The sequence below is a fragment of the Kitasatospora sp. NBC_00315 genome (assembly GCF_041435095.1).
Classification (GTDB): Bacteria; Actinomycetota; Actinomycetes; order Streptomycetales; family Streptomycetaceae; genus Kitasatospora.
Window position 1 is genome coordinate 4166669 of sequence record NZ_CP108025.1, and the last position, 17082, is coordinate 4183750.

Annotated in this window: 13 protein-coding genes and 1 pseudogene; 8 read left to right on the forward strand and 6 right to left on the reverse strand. The window is 72.3% G+C overall.

The genetic code is table 11. The annotated features are described in order from the left end of the window. Nucleotides 1–149: 149 nt before the first annotated feature. Entirely contained in the window at nt 150–449 is a 300-nt protein-coding gene (locus OG823_RS16960; RefSeq protein ID WP_371484512.1) for a hypothetical protein, read from the forward strand. Nucleotides 450–649: 200 nt separating this feature from the next. Here the strand turns inward: OG823_RS16960 and istB are convergent, their stop codons facing one another. The 4 genes from istB to istA are packed head-to-tail and all read right to left on the reverse strand — an operon-like array spanning nt 650 to nt 4517. Beyond that, nucleotides 650–1165, reverse strand: coding sequence for an IS21-like element helper ATPase IstB (gene istB, locus OG823_RS16965; RefSeq protein ID WP_371480408.1), 516 nt, complete (start codon nt 1163–1165; stop codon nt 650–652). Then, the gene (locus OG823_RS16970; RefSeq protein WP_371480409.1) at nt 1162–2847 is read right to left on the reverse strand and encodes an ISAzo13 family transposase; all 1686 of its coding nucleotides are present in this window, start codon (nt 2845–2847) and stop codon (nt 1162–1164) included. The genes istB and OG823_RS16970 overlap by 4 nt, the downstream gene beginning before the upstream one ends. 6 nt (nt 2848–2853) lie before the next feature. Further along, nucleotides 2854–3249 carry an ATP-binding protein gene (locus tag OG823_RS16975; protein WP_371480410.1) on the reverse strand — a complete coding sequence of 132 codons (396 nt, stop codon included), beginning with the start codon at nt 3247–3249 and terminating at the stop codon, nt 2854–2856. Next, nucleotides 3249–4517 (reverse strand): IS21 family transposase, encoded by a 1269-nt coding sequence (gene istA / locus OG823_RS16980; RefSeq protein WP_371480411.1) that lies wholly within the window; start codon nt 4515–4517, stop codon nt 3249–3251. The genes OG823_RS16975 and istA overlap by 1 nt, the downstream gene beginning before the upstream one ends. Nucleotides 4518–5555: 1038 nt before the next feature. Here istA and OG823_RS16985 point away from each other — a divergent pair. Next, nucleotides 5556–6881 carry an MFS transporter gene (locus OG823_RS16985; RefSeq protein ID WP_371480412.1) on the forward strand — a complete coding sequence of 442 codons (1326 nt, stop codon included), beginning with the start codon at nt 5556–5558 and terminating at the stop codon, nt 6879–6881. Nucleotides 6882–8277: 1396 nt separating this feature from the next. Beyond that, nucleotides 8278–9906 (forward strand): PKD domain-containing protein, encoded by a 1629-nt coding sequence (locus tag OG823_RS16990; protein ID WP_371480413.1) that lies wholly within the window; start codon nt 8278–8280, stop codon nt 9904–9906. A 116-nt stretch (nt 9907–10022) separates the two neighbouring features. On the opposite strand, the gene manA is transcribed toward OG823_RS16990, so the two are convergent. Then, the gene (manA, locus tag OG823_RS16995) at nt 10023–11222 is read right to left on the reverse strand and encodes a mannose-6-phosphate isomerase, class I (RefSeq protein ID WP_371480415.1); all 1200 of its coding nucleotides are present in this window, start codon (nt 11220–11222) and stop codon (nt 10023–10025) included. A 330-nt stretch (nt 11223–11552) separates the two neighbouring features. Between manA and OG823_RS17000 the strand changes: the two genes are divergently transcribed. Next, nucleotides 11553–12311, forward strand: coding sequence for a polyprenol monophosphomannose synthase (locus OG823_RS17000; RefSeq protein ID WP_371480416.1), 759 nt, complete (start codon nt 11553–11555; stop codon nt 12309–12311). 159 nt (nt 12312–12470) lie between these two features. Here OG823_RS17000 and OG823_RS17005 read toward each other — a convergent pair whose 3' ends face one another. Next, nucleotides 12471–12836 carry a winged helix-turn-helix transcriptional regulator gene (locus OG823_RS17005; protein WP_371480417.1) on the reverse strand — a complete coding sequence of 122 codons (366 nt, stop codon included), beginning with the start codon at nt 12834–12836 and terminating at the stop codon, nt 12471–12473. A gap of 106 nt (nt 12837–12942) precedes the next feature. On the opposite strand from OG823_RS17005, the gene OG823_RS17010 reads away from it, so the two are divergent. The 4 genes and pseudogenes from OG823_RS17010 to OG823_RS17025 all read left to right on the forward strand — a co-directional run bounded on the left by OG823_RS17010 (nt 12943) and on the right by OG823_RS17025 (nt 17079). Continuing rightward, the gene (locus OG823_RS17010) at nt 12943–13578 is read left to right on the forward strand and encodes an FMN-dependent NADH-azoreductase (RefSeq protein ID WP_371480418.1); all 636 of its coding nucleotides are present in this window, start codon (nt 12943–12945) and stop codon (nt 13576–13578) included. Between the two features lie 187 nt (nt 13579–13765). Further along, complete coding sequence (locus OG823_RS17015; RefSeq protein WP_371480419.1) at nt 13766–14737, forward strand: MBL fold metallo-hydrolase; 972 nt, start codon at nt 13766–13768, stop codon at nt 14735–14737. A 34-nt stretch (nt 14738–14771) separates the two neighbouring features. Continuing rightward, a pseudogene (locus OG823_RS17020) lies at nt 14772–15805 on the forward strand (NTP transferase domain-containing protein); the annotation flags it as partial. 116 nt (nt 15806–15921) lie between these two features. Further along, nucleotides 15922–17079 carry a molybdopterin molybdotransferase MoeA gene (locus OG823_RS17025; protein WP_371484513.1) on the forward strand — a complete coding sequence of 386 codons (1158 nt, stop codon included), beginning with the start codon at nt 15922–15924 and terminating at the stop codon, nt 17077–17079. Nucleotides 17080–17082 lie beyond the last annotated feature (3 nt).

The following is a 17082-nucleotide window of genomic DNA, read 5'->3' on the forward strand; positions in this document are numbered from 1 at the left end:
GTCGGAATCTCAGGACGGACGTCGGGTCAGAGTCGGATGCGACACCGGTCTTGAGACTCGCATGATCGGCCGGGTTCATCGCCCCGCCACGACACAAGCGCAGGAGGGCGGTGCGTCTGGCTCGGCATCATGGTCTGGTGACGACATGGATGCGCTGCTATTGGGACGAGGAAGACACCTGGTTCTACTTCGAGGTGGACGGCGAAGGCTGGGTGATTCGGCAGGTCGAACTCGAAGGGCCTGAGCTGATTCCGGGCGTAGCTGCCTCCCTTGCCGAGTGGCAGCTGGCCTTCGACGCTGGTCGCCTCGATGAGATCAGCAGGTTCGGGATCACTGCCGAGCTGCCCGTCTCGGAATGGGCAGGCCACGTACCCGAACAACTCGCCTTCGAGGAGTTCGAGGAAGTCTGGGGGACTGCCCGTCGGCAGATCGCATCCCGGCCCAGCTGACTTCTCGGCCCCGGGGACTTCTTGGCATCATCGCGACATGACCCCGAGCCTTCCCCGCACTGTCCGAGCCGTCGACACCGCTCAGCTCCTGGACCTGGCCCAGGAAGCCGCCATGTACAGCTTCAGCCAGCGGCTTGTCGGCAACGGCTGAAAACGGGCCGTTCTGATCGGTTCAATCGGGAGCCGTTGTGCGGTCGTGTTCAGTCGTTGTTGGTGGTCGGGGTGCGGCCGAGTTCGCGGCCGCGCATGCGGTAGGACTCGCCTTTGAGGGAGTGGACCTCGGCGTGGTGGACGAGTCGGTCGATCATGGCGGCTGCGACGGTCTCGTCGCCGAAGGTCTCGCCCCAGCGTCCGAAGGGCTTGTTCGAGGTGACGATCACGCTGGCCCTCTCGTATCGGTTCGAGATCAGCTGGAAGAACAGGTTCGCTGCCTCGGCCTCGAAGGGGATGTAGCCGACCTCGTCGATCACGATCAGCGAATAGCGGCTGAGCTTGACGAGTTCGTCCTGAAGGCGGCCGGTGTGGTGGGCGGCGGCGAGGCGGTCGACCCACTGGGTGGCGGTGGCGAAGGCGACGCGGTGCCCGGCCTGGCAGGCCCGGACGGCGAGGCCGGTGGCCAGGTGCGTCTTGCCGGTGCCCGGGGGACCCAGAAAGACGGCGTTCTCCTTGGCCGCTATGAAGTCCAATGTTCCCAGATGGGACGCGCAGATAATCAACTCGCCATCTTGATCTCCTGATTGGCGGCGTTATCGCTGCGCGCTACGAGTGCGCGGAGGTCGGCGACGGTGGTCAGCCGGGCGGGGGCGGGTTGTGGCTGTTTGCCGAGGAGTTCGAGGAGTTCACGGGCCTGACGGATGCGTAATCCGATGGTCTCGTACCGGACGTGGAAGAGCTCGGCGAGCGTGGTCAGGGTCATCCCGAGCCGGTCGCGCAGGAGCACCGCCAGGACCCGGTCGACCAGGGTGAGCGTGGGAGGGCGGCCTGAACCAGGCAACTTCTTGCGCTCGTGCCCCCGACGTCGCTGCAGTCGCGCCTCGCGTTGGTCCTCGTGCAGGGCGCCCAGCGCCCGGACCAACGCAGCCCACTCGACGGGCCGCATCCCGGTGACCGATGGGTGGCACAGCCAGGCATGCTCCTGGCTGGCCTGGTCGAAGGGCTTCGCCGCAGGCGCCGTGACCTGCTCGAACGCCTGCGGCAGCAGGGTGTAGTTCCAGTTGCCGTGCCAGTCGTGGCTACGAAGAGGCAGGGCGTCCAGTTGGGCGTCGCTGACCTGCACGCCGATGGGGTAGGAGCCGCTGTCCAGCTCGGCCCGGACCTTCAGCCCGGTGCGCGTGGTGGTGGCGGCGATGGTGTTCACCACGACCTCGTGGCTGGTCAGCGGGCGGCCGCGCCAGGTCATGGTGATGTGCGAGAACAGGCGGTGCTCGATCCGGTTCCACTTCGATGTTCCCGGCGGGAAGTGACACACCGTGATCTCCAGACCGGTGTCGCTGGCCAGTCGCGCGAGCTCGACCTTCCATGCGCGGGTGCGGTAGCCGTTGGAGCCGCCCGCGTCCGCCGTGATCAACAGGCGGCGCGCGTGCGGGTACGTGTCCTGGCCGACGGCTTGCCACCAGCGGCGAATCGAGGCGACCGCGAACTGCGCGGTGCTGTGGTCGGTGCCGACGCTGACCCATCCGGTGTTCATGGCCAGGTCGTAGACCCCGTAGGGGATGACCTGGCCGGCACCGCCGTACTCGAGGAAGTCGTGCGACCGGACTTTGACGGGCTCGCCCCTGCGCTGCCACTCCCGGCCCGCCTGGTGGTACTGGCCGACCTGCTCCTTCTTCTTCGCGTCCACCGACACCACCGGGTCCCCGCTCGCCTGGTGAGCCTTGACCTGGTCGTTGATGTAGCGGAACTGCGCGTCGCGGTCCGGGTGGTCAGTTCCTTCCAGGACCCGGGAGTTGCCCTGCAGACTGAAGCCCTCTTCCCGCAGCAAGTCACCGACTGTGTCCGCGCCCACGCGGTGGCCCTGCAAGGTCAGCTCCGCGGCCAGATGCCGGGTCGACTTGGTCGTCCAGCGCAGCGGCGACGTCGGATCGCCCCGCAGGTCCGGCTCGACCAGCGCGAGCAGCGCCGGACGAAGGCCGGGATCCATATCGGCGACACGCTTGCGTCCGCCGCCCGGACGGCGCGCGCGTCCCAACGGCGGCTCGCCGCCTTCCAGTTCGGACACGCCCCGCGAGACCGTGCCTTCGCGAACCCCGGCAGCCCGGGCCACCGCCCGGATCCCGCCGTGGCCGAGCGACCGCGCCTCCGCGGCCATCACCAACCGGCGTTGGCGCTCGTCCAGGTGAGGAAGCACCGCCTGGAACTTCGCCGTCAGCAACTCATGTGTGCCCTCGGGTATGCCCATAGCACATCAACGAGACAGGATCACGGAAGCAACGGATTGTTCCTCTGCGCGTCCATGGGAGAGTTGTTGGCGCGTCATGCCCCGCAGGTGGGCGACATCGAGTTCCTCGATGGTCTTGACCGCGGGGAAGCGGGCGGCGCGGATGCGGCCCTCGCCGCCGTGGCTGTCGCGGGCGGAGACCTCGCGCTGCAGGCAGGCGACCAGGTACTCGGTGTGGGTCCACGACTCGGTGCGGGCGCGCTCCGCCAGGCGTTCGGCGGCGTCCAGCAGGGCTGGGGCCTTCATGGCGCGGGCGAGGAAGGCCAGGTCGGCGGCGGTCTGCCGGCCGGTTCGGGATGTCTGTCCGTCCGGCTTCGCGGTGCCGGTCGTGGGGCGTGAAGCCTGGGATGCGGTGCGGGCCATCAGGTGTCCTCCTTGCCGGCGCCGCCCTCGATGAGGGTGAACATGCGGTCGTAGGTGCCCAGTTCGCGTTGCTCGACCTCGATGCCGAGGCTGTCCGGGGCCAGCAGGGCGGCCCGGGCGGCGTGGGCGCGGGCGGCGTGCTGGTGGATGACCTCGCCGCGCATGATGTCGGCCGCGGCGGCGTGCTCGGGGTCGGTGAGGGTCTGGTGTCTGGCCCAGCAGCGGGTGTGCCGGGCCACGATGTCGTTGCCGCAGGTCACGGTGATCTCCTCGGTGTCCGTGCGGACCATGACCGTCCTGCCGATGGCGCGGGGGTGGACGGAGTAGTCGTTCGTGTCGACGCGGATGTAGTGGTCGCGGCCGATGCGGGTGTGGAAGCGCCACCAGTTGGGCGGGCCGACGGGCGGGACGGTGAGCATCGCGGCCCGGTCGGCCTCCCAGCGGTCGACGGGCCGGGCATCGATGGAGCGGTGCTGTCTGCGGTTGGCGATCTGCAGCCAGGCGCCCAGCTGGTTGTTGAAGTCGTCGGGGCCGGTGAAGGTGCGGCCGGGCAGGAAGCTGGTCTCCAGGTAACCGTTGGCGCGCTCGACCAGGCCCTTCGCCTCCGGGTCGCGGGGCCGGCAGAGGTGGACCCTGACCGCCAGCAGTCCGGCGAACGCGGCGAACTCGCTGGTCAGCCTGCCTTTGCCGACGCCCGCCTCGTTGTCCCAGACCAGCATCTTCGGGACCGCCTGCCAGCCGTCGGCGAGCAGGCGCCAGTGGCCGTCGATCAGGTCGCCGCTCTGCCGGGAGGGCAGCATCCGGGCCGTGATGACCCGCGAGTAGCCGGAGACAATGACCAGCACCGGTGGGCGTCCGGCCTGGCCGTAGCCGAGCGGGATGTCCACCGGCGGGAACCACAGGTCGCACTGCGCGAGCTCGCCGGGCCGGTAGACGGTTCGCGAGACCGGGTCGACGGGCAGGTAGGCCGGCCGCAGCTCACGGACCCGCTCGCGCAGGATCGTCAGCCCGCGCTCCCAGCCGATGCGCTCCGCGATCACCGTGACCGGCATCGTCGGCGTCTGCTTCAGCAGCTCCCGGATCGCCGGCTCCACCACGTCGACTGCCGAGCCCTTCAGAGGCCGCTGGTACTTCGGTGGCCGGTCCGAGGCCAGCGCCCGCAACACGGTGCCACGGGAGATCCCCAGCTGCCGGGCCACGGCCCGGGCGGACAGTCCCTCCGCCCGGTGCAACCGACGAATCTCGGCCCAGTCCTCCACGCGAATCACCCTCTCTTCCTCCTGACCTCAGATCATTGAAGTCAGGATGATCAAGAGATCGCAGAGCGGCCCGCTTTTGATCCGCCGTTCGTGGTCCTCGTTTCACCCGTTGCCGACACGGCTCCCGGTTGACTGGCTCCGGGAGCATCTCGCCGCAGAGGCGACGCAGATCATTTCCTCTTCACGCTCCCGTTCCATCCACGCATGTTCCGGCTGATCAGGCTTCGGACCCGTGACGAGCGCGCTGCCATGCAGCCTCGAAGTCATCATGGACGATCTCCATGGACACATAGTGCGGAGCACGAAGATCGAAAGGCGCGTTGAACGGCCAATCCTCGGCACTTGTCCTGACCGCACCACCGTCGGAGCCGATCACAACCTGCCGCAACCGCCTTCCGTCCGGCCCAAGCGCCATCAAGTAGACGTTTCCTCCGCCACTGTGGTGAGACAGACCTGAGAGCCGCAGGTCACAGCGGTGGTCTCCGACACGAGCCGCGAGACCCTACAGCCGCCCAGGGTCTCAGACCGGTGCACGGCTGACACCGACCCGGAGCAGTCGGGGCCCGGGGCCTCGGCGGACGCCACGAGATGCACCTGATACCGGTTGACATCGGTTGCAGAACTGAGAGGCCTGCTGCGAGCCCGGTCGGAAGGACACCGTCACCGGCCGCTGCGCGAGGGCCCGTCGAGCGGGGTTCCCCGCGCCGGGGACGGGCGTGCCGGGTGGTCCGCGCCGGACGGCACTGCATCGGAATGCACTGCGTCGGACGGCACTGCGTCGGACGGGCCGACGCACGGGGGGCCTTCTCCTCGCCCGCCGTCGCCGCTAAAGTCTTTGTCCGCCGGGTCCGCTCGTCGATCCGGTTGCCTCGACAACAGCACTAGACGTTTCTGCCGGCGCTGGAGCCGACGCCGACGCGGACCTCGATCCGGTCCCGTCCGCGTCACCTGGACGACTCCTGGCGGCGGGGGCGGCGCCCACGAAGGGCGTCGTGCTCCCGGACCGTCCCACCGCGCAGCGGAAGGTTCGCCGTGACACCACGGCACTTGCTCCGTCGTACCGCGCGGGATCCCGGCCGGGCCGCACGGCTGGCTCGCCGTCGCGTAGCGGCCCGGCCGGGCACCGCCTCCTACCGTTCGGCCCTGCTGACTCCCGGGGCCGCCGCCTTCTTCCTGGCCGCGGCTCCCGCTCGGCTCGGGGTCGCCATGGCTGGTCTCGGCATCGTCCGGCTGGTCCATGCCGAGACCGGGTCCTTCGGGGCCGCCGGCCTGGTCACCGGCGCGTTCGCCGTGGCGGAGACCCTGGCGGGCCCGCGGACGGCCCGTCTGATGGACCGGCTCGGACAATCGCGCGTCCTGGTCCCCCTCCTGTACGCCCACGCCGGAGCGATCGCCGCGCTGGTGGCGCTGGCCCTGACGGGGGCGCCCGTCACGGCGTTGACGGCGGCCGGCGCCGCCGCCGGGGCGACCGTCCCGCAGTTCGGTGCGCTCTGCGCTGCGCGCTGGTCGGCTCTGCTGCGCGGCAGGGCCGAGCTCACCGCGGCTTTCGCACTCGAAACGATCAGCAACGACATGGCCTTCCTCCTCGGACCCGCCCTCGCGGTGCCGGCGGCGACCCAGGTGCATCCGGCCGCCGGCACGGTGCTGGCGGGGGTGCTCGTCGTCGGTGCCGGACTCGCCTTCGCCGCCCTGCGTGGTACGGCCCCGGGGCCCACCGCGACCTCCACTCCGGACCGTCCGGCCACCCGGCGCCGGGGGACGCTGCTGACCCGGAACTTCGCCACCCTGCTGGCGGTCGGTCTGGCGCTGGGCGTCTTCTTCGGCTCGATGCAGGTCTCGGTGAGCGCCTTCGCCGAGGTTCACCACGCCGCCGCGGCAGCCGGGTTGCTCTACGGACTGATGAGCGCGGCGAGCCTGCCGGCCGGTCTGGCCTACGGGCGACTGCGCCGGCACACCCAGGCCGCGGCCCAACTGCCCCGCATTCTGACCTTTCTGGCCTGCGCGTCGCTGCTGCCGCTGCTGGCCGACGCCCCCTGGCAGCTCGGTCTCGCCCTGTTGCTTCCCGGTGCGGGCGTCGCTCCCTGCATCGTCGTCTGCTCGACGCTCGTCGAGTCGGTCGTGGACCGGTCCGTCCTGACCGAGGCCTTCACCTGGACGAACTCCGCGAGCGCGGCGGGCATCGCCGTCTCCGCCGCCGCGGTCGGCCGCCTCGTCGACGGCCCGGGCGGCGTGCGGGCCGGGTTCACCGTCCCCCTGCTCGCCCTGAGCGCGGCGGCGGTCCTGGCCTGGTCCGGCCGGCACTCTCTCACCGCGGACGGCGCGGCAGCCGAGCGGCCACTGCCGGAGGCCGGTTCGGCGGGCGCCGCCCCCTGACCGGCGGAGGCGCCCGCCGGTGCGGAGGGCGGCCGTCGCGCCCGCCGGGACTCCGCCGGACGCCGCGGCCCGAGCACCGGACCGTGCTCGGGCCGACCGGCGACGGTGCCGGTGAAGCCCAGGAGGGGGAGTGCGTCGGAGCCGTCGCGGAGCTGCCCGCCGAGGAGGGCGGTCGGCTGCCCGGCTCCCCCGAGCGGGTGAGTGCGAGCTGTTCCTGTCCCTGCTCCCGTTCGCTCCGAGCCCCGGCTCGCCCGCGAATCCGCGCGATCATCCTCCCCGGCTTCACTTCTGTCACTTCGGATATCTCCGCCCCAAACGGGCAATGCGGCCGGTAAGGGCGGGGGAATCGCCCCGTCTTCCTCCGGTCGAATGGGATCGGAGCATTGCCGGGGCCGGTGTTCCGTTCCGGGCGGGGAAGGCGGCGGGTCTTCGGATCCCGAGCGTTCGCACGCGCGGCCAGGAGCAGCCCTGGTTTTTCGGAGGCAACGTCATACTCCCTGCAGTCAGCTCCTGTTCGCCCGCGACAGGGGTCGGAGTCGACGGGGGACGATCCGGTTCACGGCCGGTTTTCACAGGCGGCGTTCGAGGTGGCTGTTCAGGGTGGCTGTTCAGGGTGGCTGTTCAGGGTGGCTGTTCACGGCGGGTGTTCACGGCGGGTGTTCACGGCGGGTGTTCGTGGACGGGGGATGGGGGTGTGCGGATTCCGGTCCAAATCGTCGGACGAGCGGATGCTCCGCGCCGGTGGACACCGTCTGCGCCGCGTAGTTCCCGGTCGGCGCCGGGCCGTCGGGCCTCCTCCCGGCCGATGGGTGTCACCAGGCACCTTGCCGTCGGCCATGGATGCGGACGCGGTGCCTGGCCGGGTGTGTGGCCGGGTGCGGACCCGGGTGCGTGGCAGGGTGCGCGGGCGTGCGTCCCGCGATCCGGCAATGTCGATATACCGATCGGACCAGGGTGTTCCACCGACCGAAGCCGAGGGTTCCGGGTCGATACCGAGGCCATTGGGCCGATGCCGAGGGGCATTTCCGGCTTTTCGTCGGCCGTACGGTCGACTAAGGGACCGTCCGATCTCCGAGGGTGAATTTCCGACTACCCGCAGTCGTCCCTGAGACGTCGCCACTTCGTCCACGGAGTCGCGACGTTCACCGGCATGTCCGATGCGTCGGAAATGCCGTGCGGGAAGGAAGGCGGCCGGTCCTCGGTGGTCCGGACGGCGAGCGTCGCGCCGCTTGCCGAACCATGACGAAGGCGTGACGAATTGACGTTGTTGAGTTCGTCCTGGATCTGTACTGTGTGCCTTCTGCCTGTCTGATCATTATTCAATAGAACTGGGGGGCCGGTGCTCAACCGCCGTCTCGTTGCCACGGCTGCCGTCATCGCAGCCGGCATTACCCTCATGCCGACGCTGGCCTTCGCCGCCGACGCGCCTTCCGCCGCCGCCACCAAGCGTGTCGATGCCGGCCTGGACCCGGTCACCTCCGGGTCGTCGAACTTCACCACCTTCAGCAGCCCGGCCAAGAAGTCGGTCCAGTCCCGGGTCGCGGCCGCGCCCGCCGCGGCCGCGCCCGCCGCGGGCGCGGCCGCCGCGCCCGCCGCGCAGAGCGCCAACCCGACTCTCGCGGTGGCGCTCAACGGCCAGTACACCAGCGCCTACGGCCTCTCGCTCGACACCATCGTGACCAGCGACGCCGTCGCGCTCACCACGGTCATCAGCTGGGGCGACGGCACGACCAGCACGGTGAACTCCTTCGGCGCCGGGACGAGCACCACCGCTCACACCTACGCCCAGCTGGGTCCGTACCAGATCTCGGTCACCGTCTCGGACGCCTCGGGCAACAAGGCGGCCAACACCGCCTCGGTGACGACCGCTGGTTCGGACTACACGGCGTTCGGGCCGACCCGTCTGCTCGACACCCGTGACGGCACCGGCGCGGCCAAGGCGCCGGTCCAGCCCTACACGGGGACCCGCCTCAAGGTCGGCGGCAGCAACGGCATCCCGTCCGGCGTGACCGCGGTCGCCATCAACGTCACCGTCACCAACGCCGCCGCCGGCGGCCACATCACGGTGTACGGCGAGGGTGACACCAAGCCGACCACCTCGAACGTCAACTTCTCGGCCGGTCAGACCGTGCCGAACATGGTCATCGTGCCGGTCGGCTCCAACGGCTACATCGACCTGTACAACGACGGCTGGGGCACGGTCGACCTGATCGGCGACGTCGCCGGCTACTTCACCCGGAGCGCGTCCAGCGGGTACACCTCGCTGGCCTCGACCCGCCTGGTCGACACCCGCAACGGCACCGGCACGACTCAGGGCCAGGTCGCCCCGGGCACGTCGTTCCCCGTGCAGATCGCCGGCGCCGCGGGCGGCCAGCTGCCCGCCGGCGTCACCGCCGTCGCGCTGAACGTCACGGTCACCAACCCGCGGAGCGCCGGTTACCTCACGGTCTACCCCTCGGGCCAGAACGCCCCGTCGGCGTCCAACGTGAACTTCAGCGAGGGTCAGACCATCGCCAACTCGGTGATCGCGCCGGTCGGTTCCGACGGCAAGATCCGGGTCAAGAACGGCGCCTGGACGGCCGCCGACGTCATCGTCGACGTGGTGGGCTACTACAGCACCGCCAGCCACAGCGCCTACCTGCCGGTCGTTCCGGAGCGAGTGATCGACTCCCGGACCGCGGCCGACGGTCCGTCGATCCCGGGCGGGTACTACTACCCCGTGGTGATGTTCCCGGACGCCGCGGACGTCACGGGCTACGTGTTCAACGCCACCGTGACCAACACGGCGGGTACCGGCTTCCTGGCCACCACCCCGGACCCGAACACCCTGGACACGTACAAGAACGGCACGCCCGTGTGGCCGACCCGGGCTCCCGGCTCGACGCTGAACTGGCTTCGCGGGCAGACCGTCCCGAACCTGGTGCAGGCGACCGGCGGCTCCACCGGCATCGTCGACTTCTGGAACATCAGCGACGGCGACGCCGACCTGGTGGTCGACTGGTTCGGCTTCTACCAGAACGACTGAGTCATCCGTAGGTGACCCGACGGACCCGGGGCCCCGGGCGCGACGATCCACGTCGCGTCCGGGGCCCCGGGCTTTTCACGTCCGGGCCGTTCGGCCGGGGGCCCTGATGTCCGGTCTCAGAGCGAGACGGTGGCGCGGAACACGGTGGCTCCGGGGCCGGCGAGCGCGGTGTCCGTACCGGTCGCCGGGAGGAACGCGGACTCGCCCCTGGCCAGGGTGAGCACCTCTCCGTCGGCGCCGGTGAGCTCGGCGGCGCCGGCGGTGCAGAGCAGGATCTGCGGGGCCGCTCCGTCGATCAGCCGGGGCTCGGCGCCCAGGACGAACCGGGAGAGCCGGAACTCGTCGATCGGTACGGGGTACAGCTCCTCGCCGGGCGTGCCGGGCACCGGGACGGGGCGCAGCACGTCGGGGTCGGCGGCGGTGAAGACGACGACCTCGAGCAGCTCGGGGACGTCGATGTGCTTGGGCGTCAGGCCGGCCCGCAGCACGTTGTCCGAGTTCGCCATCAACTCCACGGCGGTGCCGTGCAGGTAGCCGTGCGGGACACCGGCGCCGAGGTACAGCGCCTCACCGGGCTGCAGCCTGACGTGGTTGAGCAGCAGGCCGGCGAGCAGCCCGATGTCACCGGGGAAGGTCCGGCTGATCAGCGCGTACGGGGCGTAGGGCCCCTGCGGGTCGGCGGCGGCGGCCAGTTCGACGGCCCGCGCGGTCTCCCGCACCAGGCCGGCGGCGGCGTCCGGTGCCATCGACAGGACGTCGCCGAGCACCTCGCGCAGCGCCTCGGACTCGGGCTTGCGGTGCAGGACGTCGATGAGCGGGGTGAGCGCGGGCACCTTCAGCGCGGTCATCAGGGCAGCCGCGTCGGCGGGTCGCCGGAAGCCGCAGAGCCCGTCGAACTCGTCCAGTGCGCAGATCAGTTCGGGCTTGTGGTTGGGGTCGCGGTAGTTGCGCTCCGGGGCGTCCGGCGGGATGCCCCGGGCCTGCTCGTCGGCGAAGCCGGCCCGGGCCTGGTCGAGCGTCGGGTGGGCCTGGATCGACAGCGGGATGCCGGCGGCCAGCACCTTGAAGAGGAAGGGCAGTCCGGTGCCGAACCTGGCCACCGCGGCGGCGCCGAGTTCGCCCTGCGGGTCGGCGGCGATCAACTCGTCGAGGGGGACGGGACCGCCGCCGCGGTCGGTACGGGAGGGGGCGCCGGGGTGGGCGCCCATCCAGAGTTCGGCCTGCGGGCTGCCGGTCGGCTGCTGCCCGAGCAGTTCGGGGATCGCGGTGACCGAACCCCAGGCGTACGGGCGTACGGTGTTGACGAGCCTGTCCATGCGCGCGGTCCTACTCCTCTGCTGCACTGGCGTGGTCGCCGGATCGCCGGGACGGGAGGGTTCCTGCGGGCGCGGGCAATCCTGGCAAAGGCTGGGAGTCGACCCTAGCCGACTGACCGTACGGCTGGGTAAACAGCGGGTGCCCGGATCAGCGGGCGGGCGGGCCACCGCCGCGGGCCGTTCGTGAACGGGGCCCACCGGACGCGGTATAGGATGCCGGTTCTCAGGATCTTCTGTCTCCTGCGGGCCGCCCGGCACAGTTCCGCATCGTCGATGCGGATGCGGGTGGTGCAGTCCCGCCCCCATCGTTCGAGAGGCTTGCACGTGACCGTGAACCAGCAGAGTTTTGCTGATCTCGGCAAGGTGCTGGTGATCATCCCGACGTTCAACGAGGCCGAGAACGTAGAGCTGATCGTCGGTCGAGTGCGGGCCGCCGTGCCCGAGGTCCACGTACTGGTGGCCGACGACAACAGCCCGGACGGCACCGGTGACATCGCCGACAAGCTCGCCGCCGAGGACCCGAACGTGCAGGTACTGCACCGCAAGGGCAAGGAAGGGCTGGGCGCGGCGTACCTCGCGGGGTTCCGCTGGGGCATCGACAACGGCTACGACGTGCTGGTGGAGATGGACGCCGACGGCTCCCACCGGCCCGAGGAGCTGGACCGGCTGCTGACCGCGCTGCGCGGCGCCGACCTGGTGCTCGGATCGCGCTGGGTGCCGGGCGGCCGGGTGGTCAACTGGCCGAAGTCGCGTCTGGTGCTCTCCCGGGCGGGCTCCCTGCACTCGCGGCTGATGCTGGGTGTGCCGATCCGCGACGTCACCGGCGGTTACCGGGCGTTCCGCAAGGAGACGCTGCTGGGGCTGGGCATGGACGAGGTGGCCTCGGCCGGGTACTGCTTCCAGATCGACCTGGCCTGGCGCACGGTGAAGGCCGGCTTCAAGGTCGCGGAGGTGCCGATCACCTTCGTCGAGCGTGAGCTCGGCGCTTCCAAGATGAGCCGCAGCATCGTCCTGGAGGCGATGTGGCGCGTCACGTCCTGGGGCATCGCCGACCGCGTCGGCCGGCTCACCGGCAAGAACCGGAAGTAGCCCGGGCGGAGCCGGTCCGCCCGACCGCAGCCGTCCGGAGCACCGCAGCACCCCCGCCGTCAGGCGCGGGTGCTGTTTTCCGTTTCCGCTGCCACCGCCGATGTGTGTCCGTCCGCGCTGCTCCTGCCGGGGCAGCGGTCCGGCGGGCAGGTCGGCAGGTCAGCAGGTCGGCGGGCCGGGCGGCAGGTGGTTCTCGGCCCACCGGGCGAGTTCGCCGAGGGCCGGGCCGAGGGCGGCGCCCGCCTCGGTGAGGCGGTAGCTGACCCGCAGCGGCGGCCCCTCGTCCACCTGCCGCACCACCAGTCCGGCGTCCGCGAGTTCGGTGAGGCGGTCGGAGACCATCCGCTCGCTGATCCCGGGGACGGCGCGGCGCAGTTCGGAGAAGTACACCGGGCCGTGCTGGCTCAGCACGGCCATGATCAGCCCGGTCCAGCGCTTGCCGAGTACGTCGAACGCCCGGGTGATGGCGAGACCCACGCCGGCACACGGCTCGGTGATGCCCGTCGGAACCTCTTGCTGCGCCATGCCTACAGCGTACCGGCCCTCCGCCAGTGACTGAAGAAAAGTAAGCTGCTACGGTAATTGAAGCTGCCTGCGAAAAGGTCAGCACCTTACCTATTGGAGGCACGCCATGCCCACCCTGCTGCACATCGACTCGTCCGCCTTCGTGGACGGATCCGTCTCCCGTGAGGTCTCCGCCGCGTTCCGTGACGCCTGGCTCGAGCAGCACCCGGAGGGCACCGTGATCTACCGCGACGTGGCCGTGAACCCCGTGCCGCACCTCGGCGCCGACGGCATCGGCGGCGGTTTCGTCCCCGAGGACCAGCGCACGCCGGAGCAGATCGCGGCGCTCGCGCTGCGCGAGGAGCTGGCCGCCGAACTGGAGCTGGCCGACGCCGTCGTCATCGGCACGCCGATGTACAACTTCTCCATCCCGTCCAGCCTCAAGGCCTGGCTCGACCAGGTGATCATCGTCGGTCGCACCGGCGGGGAGAGCCCCTCGGCCGCCGGTACGCCGGTCACCGTGGTCTCGGCGCGCGGCGGCTCCTACGGTCCGGGCAGCCCGCGTGAGAGCTTCGAGTTCGTCACCACCTACCTGGAGAAGGTGCTCACCGGGATGCTCGGCCTCCAGGTCGACTTCATCGTCCCGGAGTTCACGCTGGCGCCGGTCAACCCGGCGCTGGCCGAGTTCATCGAGCACGCCCGGACCTCCAAGGCGCAGGCCCTGGAGGCGGCCGTGACCAAGGCCAAGGCGCTCACCGTCTGAGGCCGGCCGGGGCCCGGACGGGCGGGCCGGGGCCCTTCGGCGCGCGGGGGCGCCCGGGCGCCGGGCTCCGCCCCGTCCGGGCGCGCCTACCCGGCAAACCCCGGCGACTGCTCCCATGCTGGGGTCCAGACACGGCGGAGCGGGCGTCCAGGCCCGGCCCGGCAGCGGACCGCACCAGGGAGCAGAAGTGACGTCGTCCCCGCCCGAGGAGAGTGCCGGACCGGACGACCCGACGGCCCGCCGCGCCGGGGCACCGGACGTCCGTCCGCTGGAGACCGCGGTCTTCACCGGGCCCGAGTCGGCCTTCTTCGCGACCTCCACGCTGATCCTCGGCGAGCGGACCGCGATCCTGGTGGACGCCCAGCTCACCCGCAGCGCCGGACGGGAGCTCGCCGAGTGGGTGGCCGGCAAGGGGCGCCGCCTGCTGGCGATCGTCATCACCCACGAGCACCCCGACCACTACTTCGGCGCCGAGGAGGTGCTGCGGCTCTTCCCCGAGGCGCAGCTGCTGGCCGCGCCGCCGGTGGTGGAGGGCATCCTGCGCACGGCCGCCGCCAAGGTGGCCCAGTGGAAGCCGGTCTACGGGGACGACATCCCCGACCACCCGCTGGTGCCCGCGCAGCTGCTCCCGCAGCCCCTGATGATCGACCGGCAGCTGATCCCCGTGCTGCTGCTCGGCCAGGCCGACTGCGGCGGATCGACCGTGGTGCACGTCCCCAGCGTCGGCACCGTGGTCGCCGGGGACTTCGCGTACAACGGCACCCACGTCTGGACCGCCGACACCACGCCGGAGCAGCGCGCGCAGTGGGCGCACAACCTCGACCGGATCGCGGGCCTGGGCGCCGAGCACGTCATCGCCGGTCACCGGGCCCCCGACCGGGGCGACGACGCGGCCGGGGTGCTCGGGTTCACGGCGCAGTACCTGCGGGACTTCGACGCCCGGCTGCGTGAACACCCCTCGGACGCGGAGGCACTGGTCACCGCCATGAACGAGCGGTACGCCGAGCTGACGCTGCCCGCCTTCCTGGAGCTCGGCGCGGCCGCGAACGTGGCCCGGCGGCAGGTGGCCGACGTCGCACTGCGGCCGCGCGAGGCGGTGGAGGAGGACGAGATCGTCGAAGGCGAGATCGTCGAGGACGAGGACCCCGGCGGCCGCTGACCGGGGCGCCGGCGCCCCGGGCGGATACTGAGGCATGACACCGTACGACGTGATCGTGCCGGCGGGCGGCGCCGCCCGCCGCCTCGGCGGCGCGGACAAGCCGGGCCTGCGGGTCGGCGCCGACACCCTGCTCGACCGGGTCCTGGCCGCCTGCGCCGGGGCCGGCGCGACCGTGGTGGTCGGGCCGCGGCGGCCGACCGGCCGGGGCACGGTGAGCTGGACCAGGGAGGAGCCGCCCGGCGGTGGCCCGGTCGCGGCCGTCGCCGCGGGTCTGCCCCTGGTGACCCGGGACGTGGTGCTGCTGCTCGCCGCCGACCTGCCGTTCCTCGACGAGCGGACGGTCCACCGCCTGGTGGCCGCACTGGGCGACGAGCGGGGCGCACCCGAGGCGGCCCTGCTGGTGGACGCCACGGGCCGGGACCAGCCGCTCGCCGCCGCCTACCGGACCGGCGCGCTGCGCGCCGCGCTCGCGTCCCTCGGCGATCCGGCCGGGCTCCCGCTGCGCCGGCTCACCGCCGGGCTTCGCACGGTGCGCCTGGCGGACGACGAGGACGTCGCGTACGACTGCGACACCTGGGAGGAGCTGGCCGACGCCCGGGAGCGGGATCGGGCCGCCTCGCGGGACCGGGCCGCCTCACCGGGCCGCGGTTCGGCGGGACCGGCCGACGGCTGAACGGCCGTCGCCCGGCGGCTCACGGCGGCCACGGGCCGGTTGTGAGCGAAACGACGCGCGCTGCTCACGGCCGCAACGTCCCGGGTGGACGTTCGATCGGGCAGCATGGGGCCATGGATCGCACGCTGGACGACTGGATCGCCGAGGTCGGCGCCGAGCTGGGCATCGACCTCGATGTCGACGTACCCGGGCTGCTCGACCTGGCCAGGGTGGTCGCGCACGGGGTGGCGCGCCCGGCCGCCCCGCTGACCGCCTTCCTGATCGGGTACGCGGCCGCCCAGCAGGGCGGCGGGGCGCAGGCCGTGGCGCGGGCCCGGCTGCGCACGGCGGCGCTCGCCGAGCGCTGGGCGGCCGCCGAGTCCGAGCAGGGCCCGGAGGAAGGCGCGGAGCAGGGCCCGGAGGAAAGCGCTGAGCAGGGCGCGGAGCGGGAACCGGGGCGCGGGTGAGCGCCCCGGTCGCCGCCCCCGTGACCGCGTCCGCGAACCCGGGCGGCTCCGGCGCCGTCCGCGAGCTGTCCTGGCCGCGGGCCCGCGACGCGGCCCGCCGCGCCGGCCACCGGAGCCCGGCGCCCGCTGCGCTGCACCTGGAGCTCGCCGAGGCGTACGGTCACGTCCTGGCCGAGCCGCTCACCGCGCTCACCGACCTGCCCGCCTTCGACACCGCCGCGATGGACGGCTGGGCCGTCGCCGGCCCCGGTCCCTGGCGCCCGACGGGCCGGCTGCTCGCCGGGGAGCCGGCCGCGCCGCTCGCCGACGGCGCCGCCGTGGAGATCGCCACCGGCGCCCAGCTGCCGCCCGGTGCCACCGCCGTCCTGCGGCGCGAGCACGGCCGCGGCGACGGAGTCCTGTTGCATGAGCGCACTCCCGGCGCGCTGACCCCCGGACAGGACGTCCGCCCGCGCGGCCAGGAGTGCCACCGGGGCGACCAGCTGCTCGCCGTCGGCACCCCGGTCGGGCCGTCCGTGCTCGGCCTGGCCGCCGCCAGCGGCCACGACCGGCTGGCGGTCCACCGGCGACCCACCGTCGAACTTCTGGTGCTCGGCGACGAACTGCTCGACCAGGGCCTGCCGCAGCCCGGCAGGGTCCGCGACGCGCTCGGTCCGCTGCTGCTGCCCTGGCTGCGCGCGGCCGGCGCCGAGGTGCTCGGCCGGCGTCCGGTGCGGGACGACTTCGGACTGCTGCGGGACGCCGTGCGGCACTCGCCCGCCGACGTGGTGGTCACCACGGGGGGCACCGCGGCCGGGCCGGTCGACTTCCTGCACCAGGCCCTGACGGCGGCCGGCGCCCGCCTCCTGGTGGACGGCGTGGCGGTCCGGCCGGGGCACCCGATGGTGCTCGCCGAACTGCCCGACGGCCGGCACCTGGTGGGTCTGCCCGGCAATCCGCTGGCCGCCGTGGCCGGCGCCGTCACGCTCGCCCTGCCGTTGCTGCACCGGCTGGGCGGCCGGGCCGCCGGCGCTCCCCGGACCCTGCCGGCCGCCACCGACCTGCCCGGCCACCCGCACGACACCCGCCTCGTGCCCGTCCGCCGGACCGAGCACGGCGTGCTGCCGCTGGCCTTCGACGGTCCCGCGATGCTGCGTGGTCTGGTGCTGGCCGATGCCCTCGCCGTGGTGGCGCCGGGCGGTGTCCGGGCCGGGGCCGTGGTCGAGCTGCTCCCCGTGCCGTGAGGC

What these genes read in the sequence shown, in the direction of transcription:
- OG823_RS16960 (WP_371484512.1), top strand. Translation starts at nt 150, where the DNA reads ATGCGCTGCTATTGGGACGAGGAAGACACCTGGTTCTACTTCGAGGTG.
- OG823_RS16970 (WP_371480409.1), bottom strand. Translation starts at nt 2,847, where the DNA reads ATGGGCATACCCGAGGGCACACATGAGTTGCTGACGGCGAAGTTCCAG.
- OG823_RS16975 (WP_371480410.1), bottom strand. Translation starts at nt 3,249, where the DNA reads ATGGCCCGCACCGCATCCCAGGCTTCACGCCCCACGACCGGCACCGCG.
- OG823_RS16990 (WP_371480413.1), top strand. Translation starts at nt 8,278, where the DNA reads ATGCCGACGCTGGCCTTCGCCGCCGACGCGCCTTCCGCCGCCGCCACC.
- manA (WP_371480415.1), bottom strand. Translation starts at nt 11,222, where the DNA reads ATGGACAGGCTCGTCAACACCGTACGCCCGTACGCCTGGGGTTCGGTC.
- OG823_RS17005 (WP_371480417.1), bottom strand. Translation starts at nt 12,836, where the DNA reads ATGGCGCAGCAAGAGGTTCCGACGGGCATCACCGAGCCGTGTGCCGGC.
- OG823_RS17010 (WP_371480418.1), top strand. Translation starts at nt 12,943, where the DNA reads ATGCCCACCCTGCTGCACATCGACTCGTCCGCCTTCGTGGACGGATCC.